The organism is Conchiformibius kuhniae DSM 17694 (assembly GCF_000428785.1).
GTDB lineage: Bacteria > Pseudomonadota > Gammaproteobacteria > Burkholderiales > Neisseriaceae > Conchiformibius > Conchiformibius kuhniae.
This window is the reverse complement of sequence record NZ_AUAP01000018.1, coordinates 21246-37977: the sequence shown is the minus strand read 5'-3', so window position 1 is coordinate 37977 and position 16732 is coordinate 21246. Positions and strand designations below refer to the sequence as shown.

At 56.3% G+C, this 16732-nt stretch carries 20 protein-coding genes; 9 read left to right on the top strand and 11 right to left on the bottom strand.

Annotated elements, in window-relative coordinates; genetic code table 11:
• Positions 1 to 32 precede the first annotated feature (32 nt).
• From lspA to G392_RS0106650, 3 genes are read left to right on the top strand one after another with little or no spacing between them, the layout of a single operon-like run.
• The gene (lspA, locus tag G392_RS0106660; protein ID WP_027009623.1) at positions 33 to 509 is read left to right on the top strand and encodes a signal peptidase II; all 477 of its coding nucleotides are present in this window, start codon (positions 33 to 35) and stop codon (positions 507 to 509) included.
• An 11-nt stretch (positions 510 to 520) separates the two neighbouring features.
• Positions 521 to 1471, top strand: coding sequence for a 4-hydroxy-3-methylbut-2-enyl diphosphate reductase (gene ispH, locus G392_RS0106655; RefSeq protein WP_027009622.1), 951 nt, complete (start codon positions 521 to 523; stop codon positions 1469 to 1471).
• A gap of 56 nt (positions 1472 to 1527) precedes the next feature.
• Entirely contained in the window at positions 1528 to 1929 is a 402-nt protein-coding gene (locus G392_RS0106650; protein ID WP_027009621.1) for a hypothetical protein, read from the top strand.
• Here the strand turns inward: G392_RS0106650 and G392_RS0106645 are convergent.
• Positions 1908 to 2426 (bottom strand): endonuclease V, encoded by a 519-nt coding sequence (locus G392_RS0106645; RefSeq protein WP_027009620.1) that lies wholly within the window; start codon positions 2424 to 2426, stop codon positions 1908 to 1910. The genes G392_RS0106650 and G392_RS0106645 overlap by 22 nt on opposite strands.
• 41 nt (positions 2427 to 2467) lie before the next feature.
• On the opposite strand from G392_RS0106645, the gene uvrC reads away from it, so the two are divergent.
• The 5 genes from uvrC to G392_RS0106615 all read left to right on the top strand — a co-directional run bounded on the left by uvrC (position 2468) and on the right by G392_RS0106615 (position 7391).
• Positions 2468 to 4249 carry an excinuclease ABC subunit UvrC gene (gene uvrC / locus G392_RS0106640; RefSeq protein WP_027009619.1) on the top strand — a complete coding sequence of 594 codons (1782 nt, stop codon included), beginning with the start codon at positions 2468 to 2470 and terminating at the stop codon, positions 4247 to 4249.
• Positions 4250 to 4269: 20 nt separating this feature from the next.
• Positions 4270 to 4575, top strand: a complete 306-nt coding sequence (locus tag G392_RS0106635) for a hypothetical protein (protein WP_156900836.1) — start codon at positions 4270 to 4272, stop codon at positions 4573 to 4575.
• Positions 4572 to 5003: a type II toxin-antitoxin system VapC family toxin gene (locus tag G392_RS0106630; RefSeq protein WP_245571940.1), complete on the top strand. Its 432-nt coding sequence runs from the start codon at positions 4572 to 4574 to the stop codon at positions 5001 to 5003. The genes G392_RS0106635 and G392_RS0106630 overlap by 4 nt, the downstream gene beginning before the upstream one ends.
• Positions 5004 to 5112: 109 nt before the next feature.
• Positions 5113 to 6264, top strand: a complete 1152-nt coding sequence (dnaJ, locus tag G392_RS0106625) for a molecular chaperone DnaJ (protein WP_027009616.1) — start codon at positions 5113 to 5115, stop codon at positions 6262 to 6264.
• Between the two features lie 401 nt (positions 6265 to 6665).
• The gene (locus G392_RS0106615) at positions 6666 to 7391 is read left to right on the top strand and encodes a dienelactone hydrolase family protein (protein ID WP_027009615.1); all 726 of its coding nucleotides are present in this window, start codon (positions 6666 to 6668) and stop codon (positions 7389 to 7391) included.
• A gap of 87 nt (positions 7392 to 7478) precedes the next feature.
• Here G392_RS0106615 and ftsY read toward each other — a convergent pair whose 3' ends face one another.
• From ftsY to guaB, 4 genes are all read right to left on the bottom strand, one after another.
• Positions 7479 to 8831, bottom strand: a complete 1353-nt coding sequence (gene ftsY / locus G392_RS12335) for a signal recognition particle-docking protein FtsY (RefSeq protein WP_407065677.1) — start codon at positions 8829 to 8831, stop codon at positions 7479 to 7481.
• A gap of 896 nt (positions 8832 to 9727) precedes the next feature.
• Positions 9728 to 10648: an ABC transporter ATP-binding protein gene (locus tag G392_RS0106605; RefSeq protein WP_027009614.1), complete on the bottom strand. Its 921-nt coding sequence runs from the start codon at positions 10646 to 10648 to the stop codon at positions 9728 to 9730.
• Between the two features lie 11 nt (positions 10649 to 10659).
• Entirely contained in the window at positions 10660 to 11385 is a 726-nt protein-coding gene (locus tag G392_RS0106600) for a hypothetical protein (RefSeq protein ID WP_156900835.1), read from the bottom strand.
• 16 nt (positions 11386 to 11401) lie between these two features.
• Positions 11402 to 12865, bottom strand: a complete 1464-nt coding sequence (gene guaB, locus G392_RS0106595) for an IMP dehydrogenase (protein WP_027009612.1) — start codon at positions 12863 to 12865, stop codon at positions 11402 to 11404.
• Positions 12866 to 13037: 172 nt separating this feature from the next.
• On the opposite strand from guaB, the gene G392_RS0106590 reads away from it, so the two are divergent.
• Positions 13038 to 13457: a DUF4124 domain-containing protein gene (locus G392_RS0106590; protein ID WP_027009611.1), complete on the top strand. Its 420-nt coding sequence runs from the start codon at positions 13038 to 13040 to the stop codon at positions 13455 to 13457.
• A gap of 94 nt (positions 13458 to 13551) precedes the next feature.
• Here G392_RS0106590 and rplQ read toward each other — a convergent pair whose 3' ends face one another.
• The 6 genes from rplQ to infA form a co-directional block, all read right to left on the bottom strand.
• Positions 13552 to 13938, bottom strand: coding sequence for a 50S ribosomal protein L17 (gene rplQ / locus G392_RS0106585; protein WP_027009610.1), 387 nt, complete (start codon positions 13936 to 13938; stop codon positions 13552 to 13554).
• A 25-nt stretch (positions 13939 to 13963) separates the two neighbouring features.
• Entirely contained in the window at positions 13964 to 14953 is a 990-nt protein-coding gene (locus tag G392_RS0106580; RefSeq protein ID WP_027009609.1) for a DNA-directed RNA polymerase subunit alpha, read from the bottom strand.
• A 25-nt stretch (positions 14954 to 14978) separates the two neighbouring features.
• Positions 14979 to 15599: a 30S ribosomal protein S4 gene (gene rpsD / locus G392_RS0106575; RefSeq protein WP_027009608.1), complete on the bottom strand. Its 621-nt coding sequence runs from the start codon at positions 15597 to 15599 to the stop codon at positions 14979 to 14981.
• 13 nt (positions 15600 to 15612) lie between these two features.
• Positions 15613 to 16008, bottom strand: coding sequence for a 30S ribosomal protein S11 (gene rpsK / locus G392_RS0106570; RefSeq protein WP_027009607.1), 396 nt, complete (start codon positions 16006 to 16008; stop codon positions 15613 to 15615).
• 18 nt (positions 16009 to 16026) lie between these two features.
• Positions 16027 to 16389 carry a 30S ribosomal protein S13 gene (rpsM, locus tag G392_RS0106565; RefSeq protein ID WP_027009606.1) on the bottom strand — a complete coding sequence of 121 codons (363 nt, stop codon included), beginning with the start codon at positions 16387 to 16389 and terminating at the stop codon, positions 16027 to 16029.
• Between the two features lie 123 nt (positions 16390 to 16512).
• Positions 16513 to 16731, bottom strand: coding sequence for a translation initiation factor IF-1 (gene infA / locus G392_RS0106560; RefSeq protein ID WP_027009605.1), 219 nt, complete (start codon positions 16729 to 16731; stop codon positions 16513 to 16515).
• Between the last annotated feature and the right edge of the window lies 1 nt (position 16732).

Sequence of the window (16732 nt, the reverse complement as noted above, 5' to 3'; positions counted from 1 at the left end):
ATCTGCCCCACCCGAGCCGCAAAGGAATGCCGATGAAATACCTGCCCTACTGCCTGACCGCACTGACCGCCATCTTGCTCGACCAATTGAGCAAATACATCATCTTGCAAAATTTTCAAGACCACGAACGCCTGAACGTCATCCCGAATTTCTTTGACCTGACGCTGGTGTACAATCCGGGCGCGGCGTTCAGCTTTCTTGCCGACATGGGCGGGGCGCAGAAATACATTTTTACCGTCTTGGCATTTGTGATTAGCGGCTACTTGGCACGCGCCATCGTCAAAGGCGAATTCGGACGCTTGGGCAACTGGGCGGCAGCGATGATTATCGGCGGCGCGTTCGGCAACGTGATTGACCGCTTCGTACACGGCAAAGTAGTGGATTTTCTGCTGTTTTACTGGCAAAACTGGTATTACCCCGCTTTCAACATTGCCGACAGCTTTATCTGCGTGGGCGCAGCCTTGCTGATTATCGAGGGCTTTACCCAAAAGAAAACGCAGGCTGCCTGAAAGAAAACCTCATGAATCAAAAAACCATCATCCTCGCCAACCCGCGCGGCTTTTGCGCGGGCGTCGACCGCGCCATCAGCATTGTGGAACGCGCTTTGGAAGCATACGGCGCACCGATTTACGTGCGCCACGAAGTTGTCCACAACAAATTCGTGGTGGACAATCTGCGCGACAAAGGCGCGGTTTTTATTGAAGATTTGGCAGACGTGCCCGAAGGCGCAACGCTGATTTACTCCGCGCACGGCGTATCCAAAGCCGTGCAGGACGAAGCGGCGGCACGCGGCTTCCGCGTGTTTGACGCCACCTGCCCGCTCGTTACCAAAGTGCATAAGGAAGTGGCGCGGCTGGACGCGCAGGGCTACCAAATCATCATGATTGGCCACGCCGGACACCCCGAAGTGGAAGGCACGATGGGACAGCTTTCCGAAGGCGCGATGCTGCTGGTGGAAACGGTGGACGATGTGGCGAAACTGGACGTGCGCGATGCGGAAAAACTCGCCCACGTCAGCCAGACTACGCTGTCGGTGGACGAAACCCGCGACATCATCGCCGCACTGAAAAGCCGTTTCCCGCACATCAAAAGCCCGCACAAGGAAGACATCTGCTACGCCACCACCAACCGCCAAGAAGCGGTGAAAGATTTGGCAAAACAATGCGATGTGGTGATTGTGGTCGGCTCGCCCAATTCGTCCAACAGCAACCGTCTGCGCGAAGTGGCGGCCTTGCGCGGCGTGGACGCCTATATGGTGGACAACGCTTCGTATTTGCGCGAAGCGTGGTTTGCGGGCAAACAATGCGTGGGGGTCACGGCGGGCGCGTCCGCGCCGGAAGTGTTGGTGCAGGAAGTCATCGCGCAAATCCGCGCGTGGGGCGCGGACACGGTGCGGCAAAGCGGCGACGTGGAAGAAAACATCGTGTTTGTGCTGCCGAAGGAATTACGCGAAAAATCGGGTAAAGAATAAAACTGTGCCAGTCCGATGGTGGGAAAATACGCGTTTTGAACGAAAGGTGTCAAAATATGAAAGCCAAAATCCTGATGTTGTCCGTTGCGCTGTTGGGCGCGTCCCTGCCCGCGCTGGCCGCGCCGAAACAAAAAGATACGGTGGTGCGCGAATTTACCGCCGCAAGCGGCGACGGCAACAACGGCTGGCGTGCGGTGGTCAAAGGCAACCGCATGGCTTTGGAAACCGTCCGCAACAGCCTGTATTATCCGAATTTGCGGGTGCAACGTTCCGCCTATGCCAAAGGCGTGGAATTTACCGCCAAAACGCCGCACGGCGAAGCGGTGTTGAACATTCGCGGCCAGCGTTGCCGCGACCACAACGGCAAGATGAACGAATTTACCGCCGTATTGCATTATCGCGGTAAAAGCGTGAAAGGTTGCGCGGTGCGCGGGGCTTACGGACACGCACCGACTTGACGGCTTAAACGGTCGGCGCGGGCAAGCATTTCGGGAATCCGTCCTTTACCCGATAAACCCCGCACCCATTGTTTCGCTTCTGCCAAGTCCGTGCCAACTGCCGTAACATACAAAGGTTTGCGGCTTTGTCCGCGATACACGCGATACGTTTCCCCCATATCGCGAAAAGGTTTTTTGGCAATGCCGATAACGGGATAACGTCCGTTTAGGCTACGATGCAAATGTGCGCCCAAACCTTCCGAACCCTCATCGTCCAGATACACGAAACCGTCAATCGCAATTTGGTCAAAGCCCTGATTGACCTGCGCCAGCACCGCCAACAAACACGGCAGTTCGCGCAGATAAAATTTACCGGACTGATACGGTGCAACGGCATCTATATCAGTTTGGTAATTTGCCAGTTCGCACCCGTTGCCGTCAAACAGCACGGCGGCGGCGCGGGCGCGGTCAAACGGTTCGCCGTGTTCGTAAAATACGTCTAAAACCAAAGTTTTCATTTTTCATCGTCAGGCTGCCTGAAAGCCTGATTATAATCCCCATGCCCGACTTTGATTTAAACCATTTTCTCGCCACCCTGCCCGCACTGCCCGGCGTGTACCGCATGCTGGCTGAAAACGGCGCGGTGCTGTATGTCGGCAAAGCGGTGAACCTGAAACGGCGCGTGTCCGGCTATTTCCACAAAAACGCCCATTCCCCGCGTATCGCGCTGATGCTCAAGCAAGTGGCGCGGGTGGACATCACCGTTACCCGCAGCGAAGCCGAAGCCTTGATTTTGGAAAACAATCTCATCAAGTCGCTCGCGCCCAAATACAATATCCTGTTTCGGGACGACAAATCCTATCCTTATTTGAAATTGAGCGCCCACGCCTTCCCGCAACTGGGCTACCATCGCGGCGCAACGGTGAAACCGCACCGCTATTTCGGGCCTTATCCCGACGGCAACGCCGTGCGCGAAAGCATTGACGTATTGCAAAAAGTATTCCGCTTGAGAACCTGCGAAGACAGCGTGTTCGCCCACCGCAGCCGCCCCTGCCTGCTGCACCAAATCCAACGTTGCCACGCGCCTTGCGTGGGCGCGGTGTCGGAAGCTGAATACGCCGTCCACGTCCGCGCCGCCACCGATTTTCTCAACGGGCGCACCGCCGAACTCACCCGCAAACTGGAAACACAGATGCAATCCGCCGCCGATGCGCTGGATTTTGAAGCCGCCGCCCGTTTTCGCGACCAAATCCACGCGCTCGGCACGGTGCAATCGCGCCAGTTCGTGTCGGACGGCGGCGCGGCGCGGACGGACGTGGTGGCGGTGGCAGCGGCGCACGGCACGGTGTGCGTGCATTGGGCGGCGGTGCGCGGCGGTCGCTATAGCGGCGATTGTAGCCTGTTCCCCGACACCCGCCGCGACCCCGCGCCCGACCCGCAAGCCTATGCCGAAGCCTTTGTCGCGCAACGTTATTTGCAAGCGGAAAACGCGCCCGAACTGCTGGTGTGCGCTCTCCCGCTTTCAGACAGCCTGCGCCAAGCCCTGCAACCGATGCGCGTGGTCGTGCCTGTGCGCGGCGAAAAACGCAAATGGCTGGAAATGGCGCAACACAACGCCGAAATCGCTTTGGCGCGGCACATCGGCGGCACGCAAGACCGTTTGCGCCGCCAAGACGAATTGGGGGAAATTTTGGGATTTGCCGTCAAGCGTTTGGAATGTTTTGACATCAGCCACACGCAGGGCGAGGCGACTGTTGCCGCCTGTGTGGTGTATGACGGTTTGGCGATGCAGCCCGCGCAATACCGCCGTTTCAACATCCGCAGCACCGCTTGCGGCGACGATTACGCCGCCATGCGCGAAGCCCTGACGCGCCGTTACGCCAACGCCGACACGCTGCCCGATGCCGTGCTGATTGACGGCGGCACGGGGCAAATCAATGTGGCGCGTGAAGTGTGGGCGCAGTTGGGTTTAAACGTACCGCTTGTGGGGATTGCCAAAGGCGAAAGCCGCAAAGCGGGTTTGGAAGAAATCATCTTGCCGTTTCAAAACAAACGTTTCAGGCTGCCTGAAACCTCTGCCGCGCTGCATCTGCTGCAAACCGTGCGCGATGAGGCGCACCGTTTCGCCATCACCGGACACCGCAAAAAACGCGACAAAGCGCGTTTGCAGTCTTCATTGGACGACATCGCGGGCATCGGCGCGAAACGCAAAAAAGCCCTGCTGACCCGTTTCGGCAGCGTGCGCGGCGTGGCGGCGGCGGGCGTGGACGAAATCGCGCAAACCGAAGGCATCAGCCGTGCGCTGGCGGAGAAGATTTATGCGGCTTTGCATGGAAATTGACAAACCAACGGCAAAAATCTATGCTTGAACAAACTTCTCCGAGAACAACCATGCTGATACACACCGTTGAAATTCAAAAACCTTTACAAAAAGCCGGCACCTATCCCTTGCCCTGCCCGCTTGACGAAGCCCAATTGTGGCAACAACTGAAACACCATTATACTGAATTGTCGCTGGGCGGATATTTTCAAATCAAACAAAACAATAACGAAAACACCATGATGGTGGGCATCAGCAGCACCCCTCAGCCCGACACCCCCGCTGCCAACATCGCCGATGCACTCGCCGCCGACCACGCCACCGCCGCCATAGATTGGGACACATGATGACTTTCCGCTATCTGTTGGACACCAATGTGTTATCGGAAATCCGCAAAATCAAAAACGGACGTGCCAACACGGGCGTGGTGCAATGGGCGCAGACGGCAAATAAGGCAGAACTGTGTGTCAGTGTCATTACCGTATTGGAACTGGAAAAAGGCTGCTTGCTCAAACAACGCCACGACCCGCAACAAGGCAGCTTGCTGCTGCATTGGTTTGAAACCGTATTTTTGCCCGAATTTGCCGATAAAACCTTGCCCGTGAATACCGAAATCGCCCGTCTCTGCGCCCGTTTGCACGTTCCCGACAAAAAGCCGCAATTCGATTCCCTGATTGCGGCAACCGCATTGCACCATGATTTGATTTTGCTGACACGCAATACCAAAGATTTCAGCGCAAGCGGCGTCAAGCTGTTTAATCCGTTTTCATCATAAAGCTGAAACGCCACACCGCATCATCATTTCTCACCCCCCGCTATTGAGTTTGACCACTCTCCCCCCATATTTGCGCCAACTTGTTTTCCCAAATAGCACGGCACATACCATGAGCAACCAAGATTTTTACGAAACACTGGGCGTCGCCCGCAACGCAAACGACGACGACATCAAAAAAGCCTACCGCAAGTTGGCGATGAAATACCACCCCGACCGCAATCCCGACAACAAAGAAGCCGAAGAAAAATTCAAAGAAATTCAAAAAGCCTACGATATATTGTCCGACCCGCAGAAAAAAGCCGCCTACGACCGCTTCGGCCATGCGGGCATCGACCCGAACAATATGGGCGGCGGCGGCGGATTTGACGGCTTCGGCAACTTCGGCGGCGCGGGCGGATTCGACTTCGGCGACATCTTCAGCCAAATGTTCGGCGGCGCAACCGGCAACGGCGGACGCCAACAGCAAAGCCGGCAAGGCGCGGATTTGCAATATTCAGTGGAAATTTCGCTGGAAGAAGCCGCACAAGGTCTGAAAAAACAAATCACCATTCCCACCTACGAAGAATGCGACGTGTGCCACGGCTCGGGCGCGAAACCGGGCACCAGCGCCAGCACCTGCCGCACCTGCCACGGCACCGGCACGGTACACGTGCGCCAAGCCATTTTCCAAATCCAGCAAACCTGCCCCACCTGCCACGGCTCGGGCAAAGAAATCAAAGACCCCTGCCACAAATGTCGCGGCGACGGGCGCGTAAAAACCACCAAAACCGTGGAAGTCAATATCCCTGCGGGCATCGATGACGGACAACGCATCCGCCTGAGCGGCGAGGGCGAACCGGGCAGCGACGGCGCACCGGCGGGCGACTTGTACATTCACGTCGGCGTCAAAGAACACAAAGTGTTCCAGCGCGACCCGAACAACCCCACCGACCTGCATTGCGAACTGCCCATCAGCTTTCCCACTGCCGCGCTCGGCGGCGAAGTGGAAGTGCCGACCCTGAACGGGCGCGTGCAAATCAGCATTCCCGCAGGCACGCAAAACGGCAAACAACTGCGCGTTAAAGGAAAAGGCATCAAGCACTTACGCAGCAACCAAATCGGCGATTTGTATTGCCATGTGGTGGTGGAAACCCCCGTAAACCTCACCGACCGCCAAAAAGAGCTGTTGGCGGAGTTCGACCAAATCGCCACAGGGCTGAACCGCAGCCAAACGCCGCGCCAACGCGGTTTTCTCGACCGTTTGAAAGAAATGTTTGACTAGGGCGTGTCATCAATTAGCCGAAAAAACGCCGCACCGTCATTTTTGCGTGGGCGGAAATCCACTATCTGATGTTTGTGAAGCGATGTTTTATCAATGCTTTTTGAAATTTGTTTTGGATTCCCCCCTCGCGGAAATGACGGCGCGGGTTTTTTTCGGTTAATCGATGACACGCCCAAATCATCTGCGGCACTGTTTGACAGTGCCGTTTTTCCGCCCCATCACATTGAAAAAAAAAAAAAAAAAAAAAAAAAAAAAAAATAGAAAATGCCGCAAACGGTAGAATAGAACGTCAATTTCTGTGGCAAAAACTCGGTTTTTCCCGTACAATTTTTACACATCACAACATTCCGTGCCAAAACGCACGGAATATCCGTCAAACCATCACACCCATAGGTAGAAATATGGACGCACGCCATCTCAACTACACTGCCCAAGACGGCACGCAATTGCACAGCCGGTTGTACCTGCCCGCCAACACCGACCAAGCACATGCCGGCGTGTTGGTCTTCCCCGAATGGTGGGGCGTGGGCGAACACGTTTTGCACAGTGCTGAGCGTTTGGCACATTCGGGCTACGCTGCGCTCGCCGTAGATTTGTACGGCAACGGTTTGTTGACCGATAAAGCCGAAGAAGCCAACCGCCACATGAGCCATCTGCTCAGCCACCCCGAAAAATTGGTCGAACGCTGCGATTTGGCATTGGCGGCGCTGCGCCATGCCGACAATGTGGACGGCACACGCATCGCCGCCATCGGCTTTTGCTTTGGCGGACGGGTGGTGCTGGACATGGCGCGGCGCGGGGCAGATGTGAATGCGGTGGCGAGTTTTCACGGCATTCTCGCCACCGACACGCCGGCACGGGCAGGTGCGGTGAAAGCCGCGATTTTGGTGGAACACGCCGGCGGCGACAGCATGGTCGGCATGGACGATGTTGCCGCTTTCCGCGCCGAAATGGACGCGGCGGGCGCGGATTACCGCATTGATGTGTTTGAGCACGCCAAACACGGCTTCACCAATCCGCAAGCCACTGCCAACGGCGAGCGCAACGGTGTGGATTTGGCATACAATGCCGATGCCGCCGCCGATGCGTGGGTCAATATGCTGGCATTTTTCGGCAAGCATCTTTAAGGGTGCGTCATGGTTTGACGGGAAAGCCGCAGCACCGTCATGACACACCAACAAAACGGCAGAACCGGAGTTCTGCCGTTTTTATGGCTACTGGGCTTCGCCAAACAGGGCTTCGACAAAGGCTTCCGTGTCAAACGGGCGCAAATCGTCGATTTTCTCGCCCACGCCGATGTAGCGCACGGGAATGCCGCGCTCCGCCAACGCCGCCAACACGCCGCCTTTCGCCGTGCCGTCCAGCTTGGTTACCACCAAGCCCGTTACCCCCAATGCACTGTCAAACGCCGCCACTTGGTTCACCGCGTTTTGCCCGATGTTGGCATCGAGTACCACCATCACTTCGTGTGGTGCATCGGGAATCGATTTTTGCAATACGCGTTTGACTTTTTTGATTTCTTCCATCAGGTGAAGCTGGGTGGGCAGGCGCCCTGCCGTGTCTGCCAGCACCACGTCGATTTTGCGGGCTTTGGCAGCTTCCAAGGCGTCAAAGCACACGGCCGCCGAATCCGCCGATGCTTGGGAAATCACGGTTACGCCGTTGCGCGCGCCCCATTCTTGAAGCTGCTCGCGGGCGGCGGCGCGGAAGGTGTCGCCCGCCGCCAGCAAAACTGTTTTGCCCTGTGCCTGAAAGTATTTTGCCAATTTGCCGATGGAGGTGGTTTTGCCCGCGCCGTTGATGCCCGCCATCATAATCACAAACGGGCCTTGTCCTTCGGGAATCCGCAGGGGCTGTTCCAAAGGACGCAACAGGTCGCACACGGCATCTTTCAGTGCCTGACGCAGTTCCGCGCCGTCTTTCAAGCCGCTCAAGGACACGCGGTCGCGCACTTGCGCCATCAGTTTTTCGGTGGCTTCGATGCCCATGTCGCTGGTCAGCAGCACGGTTTCCAGTTCTTCGTACAGGTCTTCATCGATTTGCCCGCCGCCGAATACGGCAGCCAGCGATTTTGCCATTTGGTTGCGCGATTTGGTCAAGCCTTCTTTCAAACGCGCTGCCCAGCCTTGTTTGTGCGGGGCGGCGGCATCGTCGGGGGTGGCTTGGTTTGTTTCGCGGTCGGTTTGCGCCGATGCCGTGCCGTTGTCTGTGTCGGCGGGCGCGGTTTCGCCGTTGTCGTCTGACGGCGTTTCGGGGCTTGCCTGTGTTTCGGGAATGTCTGTTTGAATGTCTGTTTGCGCGGGTGTGGTATCGGTATCGGCAGACTCGGTTGGGGCATCATGCCCGTCCGCCGCTTCAGGCTGTGCCGGTGTGCCATCGGAAGCGGTTTGGTCGTTTTCTTTTTCCGCCGGTGCGGTACTTTCATCGGCTTCGATGTCGATGTCCGACACTGCCGTTTCGTCCGCTTCACCCTCGTGGTGTCCGGCAATTTCCAAAGACACGGATTCGTCCGTAACCGTATGTTCGGTTTTTGTTTCTTCTGCAAGGGGACGGTGGTCTTCTTCCACTTCCAGCGAGATTTCGGGAAACGGCGGCTCGATGGGCGGGCTGTTGGCGGCTTCTTCCATTGCCAGCATTTCCGCTTCGATTTCGTCTGCATCAACGGTTTCGGTGTCGGGCTGCAATACGGGGTCAAGCTGCTCGTCTTCGGCGTACAAGTCCACCACGTCTATGGAAAACGGTGCTTCGCCCTGTTGTTCCGATGTGCCGTCATCGGGCAGGGCATCTGTTTCTTCTTCGCTAAATTCAAATATTTCTTCGCCCGATTCTTGCTGCATCGCTTGCACGGCGGCTCTGATGGCTTCGGCATCGACTGTTTGCGCCGTTTCCCCCAGCAGCTCGGCACCGATTTCAAATTCGTCTACGTCAGGCGCATCGTGTCCGTCAGGCGGGGTGTCTTCTGCCTGTACGTCCACTGCCTGTTCAAATGCGGTGGGCGCATCGTCTGCCGTTTGTCCGTTTTCTTCCGTTGCCGATGCCGATGTGCCGTTTGCAGTGTCTGCCGGCTCGGGCGGCGGTGTGGGGTCGGTGCGGGCGGCACTGCCGTCTTGTTCGTTTTCACCGGCTTGCGGCGGCGCATCGGGCAAAGTTTCGACCCCGCCGTCCTGCTGCTCCTGTACCGCAGGGGCAGCCACGTCCACATCAAACGAATCCGCCGTTGCCGGCACGGCATCTTCTTCCGCCCGCACATCGGTTTCGTTCGGCTGGGATTGGGACGGCACGGATTCGGTTTGCCCACTGGGCTGACGGCGACCGAAAAGACGTTTCAAAAAATTAGACATGTCGGTTTTCTTTGCTGATTTGTCAATCGGGGAACATAGCGGGCTATTGTAGCCCAACACGCGCAAGTAGAAAACGTTTTTGTCTGCAAATAACAGAAAATGTTGGCATTCCGCCGCCCGTGTCAAAAACGGACGACACGCGCTTCATCCACACGGACACAACAGCGTGCGGGCGGCGCAATGCCCTGATACCAAACGGACAATTCACCCCAATGCGGGTGCGCCAGCAGCAAACGCCAGCCTTCGGCCGCACGGTGGGCAGACAAAACGGTGCATTCGCAGCCGGATTCGTCCCAACAAACCGCTTCGGGCGGAACATAGCGCGTATCGCTGACATTCGCACAACCGAGCAAACGGGCGGCAGCAGCCGAAACGGGACGGCGGTACACCGCATCGGGCGTGCCTTGCTGCAACACCCGCCCCCCGCCGAGCAACACCAATTGCCGCGCCATACGGCACGCCTCTTCCGCATCGTGGCTGACCAACACGGCGGGAATCCCGCGCTGCCGCACCAAATCCGATGTCTGTTTTTGCAAACGCCCGCGCAAAGCCGCGTCCAACGCCGAAAACGGCTCATCCAGCAACAACAATTTTGGCTCTGCCGCCAAAGCCCGCGCCAATGCCGTGCGCTGCTGTTCGCCACCCGACAAATCCGCCACCCGCCGCGCCGCCAAATCCGCCAAGCCCACCTCCGCCAACACCGCCAAAGCACGGCGGCGGGCTTGCGCTTTGCCCACGCCGCGCAAACGCAGGGGCAAAGCGGCGTTGTCGCACACATTCAAATGCGGCAGCAGGGCAAAATCCTGAAACATCATCGCCACATCACGGCGCTCCGGCGGCAGCCCGTCCAGCCGCACCCCGCCCAAACGCACCTCACCGCCGTCGGCTGCGGTCAGCCCCGCAATCATGTTCAGCAAAGTGGATTTCCCGCTTCCGCTCGCCCCCAGCACCGCCGTGATTTCGCCCGCCGCCACCCGAAACGAAATCCCGTCCGCCACCGTGCGCTTGCCGAACGATTTACGGATTTGGCACACTTCCAGCATCGCCACCCGCACTACTCGCGTTCAAACGAATGATGCAATTGGCGCATCTTCACCGTATCCGCCAACAGGGCATCGGCGCACTGCTTCGCATACCGCGCCGCCGTTTCGTGCGCCAAACGGTAATTGTCGGCTTCCCACTCGTTCAGTGTTTTTGCCACACCGCCCTGTTTGCACACATAATTAAATGTGCCGTAAATTTCATTGGGCTTGACAAACTCGATTTCCGAAACCAATTCGTACTTTCCGCCCCTGCCGTCGGCAAACTTTTCATACACCAAAAACCAATGACGGCCGCCCACATACAGGGGAAAATACGCCGCACCGTCTTCCCCGCCATATTTACCCAACACATAATCGCGCACGGGACGGTAGGCAGCCGACAAAGAACGGTTCGGCACATTCGGCAGCGAATCGCCTTTCAAATCCTTCTTGTCCGAGCCTTGATAACTGCCGCCCAACAACAAACCCAGCGTTTTCAAAGCCACCACCTGCGTGGAATGGGACGGATGAATAATACGCAAATGCTTGGCGGGCATTTCCGTTTTGCCGCTTGCAGTAAAACGCGTCCAACCGTATGCCACCGTTGCCGCACCCTTGCGCTCTTCCGCTACGGTTTCATACTGCGCTTTGATGCTTGACAAACGTTCTGCACGGGTGGGTGGCTCATGGTTGCGCGAAGCGCACGCCGACAATACCGATACAGACAACACGGTTAGCAAAATCTCTTTTTTATTCACACTCGTCTCCCAATATTTAACGGTGATAATTCGGTGCTTCTTTGGTAATCTGCACATCGTGGACGTGCGATTCGTTCATGCCCGCCGCCGTGATTTCCACAAACTCTGCTTTTTCGTGCATCTCGGCGATGGTCGCGCAGCCCAGATAGCCCATGCTGGAACGCAAACCGCCCGTAAGCTGATGGATAATCTGTACAATCGGGCCTTTGTACGGCACGCGCCCCTCAATGCCTTCGGGAACGTATTTGTCGGCATTGTCCTGCTTGTCTTGGAAATAACGGTCGCTCGAACCTTGGCTCATCGCCCCCAGCGAACCCATGCCGCGATAGGATTTGTAGGAACGCCCTTGATACAGTTCAATTTCACCGGGTGCTTCGTCCGTACCGGCAAACATACCGCCCAACATCACGCAGTGCGCCCCCGCCGCCAACGCTTTGGCGATGTCGCCGGAAAAACGGATACCGCCGTCCGCAATCACCGACACGCCCGTGCCTTTGAGTGCTTCGGCAACATTATGCACCGCCGTCAGTTGCGGCACGCCCACGCCCGCCACAATCCGCGTGGTACAAATGGAACCGGGCCCGATGCCGACTTTGACCGCGTCCGCACCGGCGGCCGCCAAATCACGCGCGGCGGCGGCGGTGGCGATGTTGCCGCCAATGACCTGAATATGCGGAAAATGCTGTTTCACCCAACGCACGCGCTCAATCACGCCCTGACTGTGGCCGTGCGCGGTGTCCACCACAATCACATCCACGCCCGCTTCCGCCAAAGCGTGTACCCGCGCTTCGGTGTCCGCGCCCGTGCCGACCGCCGCGCCCACGCGCAAACGACCCTCGCCGTCTTTATTGGCATTGGGAAATTCGGTGTTTTTCAAAATATCTTTGACGGTAATCAGACCGCGCAACTCATCGCGTTCGTTCAACACCAATACGCGCTCCACTTTGTGCGTGTGCATCAGTTCGCGGGCTTCCTCGATGGACGTCCCCTCGCACACCGTTACCAAACGCTCGCGCGGGGTCATAATCGCCGATACGGGCAAATCGTGGCGGCTTTCAAAACGCAAATCGCGGTTGGTTACGATGCCGATGACCTTGCCGTTTTCCACCACAGGCAGCCCCGACATTTTGCGTTTGCGTTTGGCGCGTTCCGCCAGCAATTCGCCAATTGGCTTGTCGGGCGATACGGTAATCGGGTCTTTCACCACGCCGCTTTCGTGGCGTTTCACTTTGCGCACGGCCGTTGCCTGCTGTTCGGGCGACATGTTTTTGTGAATAATGCCGATGCCGCCTTCTTGCGCCATGGAAATCGCCAAACGCGCTTCGGTAACGGTGTCCATCGCGGCAGAAAGTAAGGGGAGGTTCAAAGTAATCGAGCGGGTGAGCGGGGTTTGAAGCGAAACATCGCGGGGAAGAATTTGGGAATGGGCGGGAACGAGCAACACATCGTCAAACGTGTAGGCTTTTTCAATGATTCTCATGATGCATTTACCTGTAAAGTCAGCTTGGAAAATGCACGCCATTGTAACACAAACAGGCGTTTTTTGGCAAAAAAGATGACAACAACAACAAGATACGTTACAATCGGCAGATTTCCTACCGCAAGGAAAACCTCCCGACCAAATAACACAATACAAACAAAAAGGAATGATGATGAACAAATCCCCATGGGCAATCGCAGCAGTATTGGCTTTATTTGCCGGCACCGCATCCGCAGCAGCCGTGTACAACTGGAAAGAAGGCGGCACCACCAAATATTCCGACACCCCGCGCGGCTTGAAAATCGGCAAATCCAATGTCATGAACGTCCGCACCCAAACCGTCATCCCCCAATCGGCGGCGCGTCCCACCATGCCCGAATCGCTGGCAGACCGTCAGGCACAACTGAGTCAGGAAATCGCCATGCGTAACCGCCAAGTGGAAGAACAAAATGCCAAAGCATTGGAGCACAATCAAAAAATCGAACAATGCAACAATGCCCGCAGCAGCCGCCGTTTGGCAGAAGGTGCGCGTAACCGCGAACAACTGATTCAAAAATACGATGAAGAAATCGCCCGCCACTGCAACGGCTAAATAAAAAACCGCTTGGAAACAAAAATCTCCACGCGGTTTTTTTTAAAAAAACCGGAACGGCACTGCATCAGACCGTTCCGATGGCTGCACCGGCTTACGCTTCGGCTGCTTCCGCAACTTCCGCTTTTTTCTCAACCAATTCCACCAAAGCCAAAGGCGCATTGTCGCCCTTGCGGAAACCGTATTTCAGAATGCGGACGTAGCCGCCGTTGCGGGCGGCGAAACGCACGCCCAATTCGTCAAACAGTTTCACCACCACATCGCGGTCGCGGGTGCGGTTGAACGCCAAGCGGCGGTTGGCCACAGACGGCTTTTTGCCCAAAGTAATCAAGGGCTCCACCACGCGGCGCAACTCTTTGGCTTTCGGCACGGTGGTTACGATGGTTTCATGGGTGAGCAAAGAATTTGCCATATTCCGCAGCATGGCAGCGCGGTGGCTGCTGGTGCGGTTCAGTTTACGGTTACCATTACGATGACGCATGTCATTATCCTTTAATCTTCAAAGCTTACGGCTTTTCCAAACCGGCGGGCGGCCACGCTTCCAATTTTGAGCCGAGCGTCAAACCTTTTGATGCCAACACTTCTTTGATTTCGTTCAAAGACTTGCGACCCAAATTCGGGGTTTTCAGCAGCTCGGTTTCGGTGCGCTGAATCAAATCGCCGATGTAATAAATGTCTTCGGCTTTCAGGCAGTTGGCCGAACGCACGGTCAGTTCCAAATCATCAACGGGGCGCAGCAGCACGGGGTCAATCGGCGGGGCTTTTTCTTCTTCCACTTCCACCGGCGTGCCTTGCAAATCGGCAAAGATGGACATCTGGTCAATCAAAATCCGCGCGGCGGTACGCACCGCTTCTTCCGGGTCAATCGCACCGTTGGTTTCAATGTCCAGAATCAGGCTGTCCAAGTCGGTGCGCTGCTCCACACGCGCCATTTCCACGTCAAAGCTGACACGGCTGATGGGCGAAAAACTCGCGTCCAACTGAATCGCACCGATTTTGCTGTGGTCTTTACCGTGCTGGCGGCGGCGGTCGGAAACAGGCTGGTAGCCGCGACCGGCTTCCACCTTGATTTCCATGGCAATGCTGCCTTTGTCCGCCAAATGGCAGATGACGTGGTCGGGATTGACAATCTCCACATCGTGCGGCAGCTCGATATCGCCGGCACGCACCACGCCCGCGCCTGATTTGTTCAGGGACACGGTTACTTCGCCGCGCCCGTGCAAGCGGAACACCACGCCCTTGATGTTCAGGAGAATATCAACCACATCCTCCTGAACGCCGTCTAAAGTGGAATACTCGTGCAAGACGCCTTCGATACTCACTTCGGTCGGGGCAAAGCCGTTCATAGATGACAGTAAGATACGACGCAAAGCATTACCTAAAGTATGACCGAAACCGCGCTCAAACGGCTGCATGGACACTTTGGCGCGGGTGGCGGACAAGGTATCCACATCAATCTGACGGGGTTTCAAAAATTCGGAAGTGCTGTTTTGCATTTAACTGTCCCTCGCTTCGCCGGCATTATTTAGAGTAGAACTCTACCACCAGCTGTTCATTAATATCGCTGTACAATTCAGCGCGGTCGGGCATATTTTTGAATACGCCTTCCATCTTGGCGGCATCCACCTGCACCCAGCCCGGAAAACCGATTTGGCCGGCCAAGCCCAAGGCTTCCTGAATGCGTACCTGTTTTTTCGCTTTTTCGCGTACCGCGACCACATCGCCCGCCTTCACTTGGAAAGACGGAATGTTCACCACCTGACCGTTTACGGTAATGGCTTTGTGCGATACCAACTGACGCGCTTCGGCGCGGGTGGAAGCAAAGCCCATGCGGTAAACCACATTGTCCAAACGCGATTCCAAAAGCTGAAGCAGCAATTCGCCGGTAGAACCTTTGCGGCGGTCGGCTTCGGCAAAATAACGGCGGAACTGGCGTTCCAACACGCCGTAGATGCGGCGGATTTTTTGTTTTTCGCGCAACTGCAAACCGTAGTCGGACAAGCGCGGTTTTTTCGCACCGTGCTGGCCGGGTGCGGATGCCATTTTGCACTTGGAATCCAAAGAGCGGCGCGCGCTTTTCAGATACAAATCGGTGCCTTCGCGGCGGGCGAGTTTACATTTCGGTCCAATATAACGTGCCATTCTCAATCACTCCTTAAATACGACGTTTTTTCGGGGGACGGCAACCGTTGTGCGGAAGCGGGGTAACGTCGGTGATGCTGGTGATTTTGAAACCCAGCGCATTGAGCGCGCGCACGGAAGACTCGCGGCCGGGACCGGGCCCTTTGATGCGTACTTCGAGGTTTTTCACGCCGTATTCTTGGGCAACTTTACCAGCGGCTTCTGCCGCAACCTGCGCGGCAAACGGTGTACTTTTACGCGAACCTTTAAAACCTGCGCCGCCAGAGGTAGCCCAAGACAACGCATTGCCTTGACGGTCGGTAATGGTAATGATGGTATTGTTGAACGATGCGTGAACATGTGCAATACCTTCACTCACGGTTTTGCGTACTTTTTTGCGTACACGTGAGGCTGTGTTTGCTTTAGCCATCAATTAATCCTTCAAAAATTATTTTTTACCTGCAATCGCTTTGCGCGGACCTTTGCGGGTACGGGCATTGGTACGGGTGCGCTGGCCGCGGCAGGGCAATCCGCGACGGTGGCGGAAGCCGCGATAGCAGCCCATATCAATCAAGCGTTTGATGTTCATCGTTACTTCACGACGCAAATCGCCTTCCACTTCGTATTTGGCAACTTGTTCGCGCAAAGCTTCCAGTTGCGACTCGTCCAAATCTTTCACTTTGGTGCTGCCTGAAACGCCTGCGGCTTCGCAGATGTTTTTCGCACGGGTCGCGCCGATACCGTAAATGGCTTGCAAGCCGATAACGATATGGGCATTGTTGGGGATATTCACCCCTGCAATACGGGCCATATTTTTTCCTTAAAGGCAAAAGTGCGCACTATATCACAAAATCAGGGCAACATCAGCCTTGAACTTGTTTGCTGCGCGGGTACAAACGACACCAACCGCAAGGCTGCCGGAACAGCCGTGCCGTCAGCGCGCGCGGAACACGATACGCGCCCGCGACAAATCATAAGGGGTCAGCTCGACCGTTACCTTGTCGCCCGGAGAAATGCGGATGTAGTGCATGCGCATTTTGCCGGAAATGTGTCCCAAAACGACGTGGCCGTTTTCAAGCTGGACTTTGAATGTTGCATTGGGCAAGGTTTCCAGAATCTCGCCCTGCATTTGTATGGTATCTTCTTTAGCCATA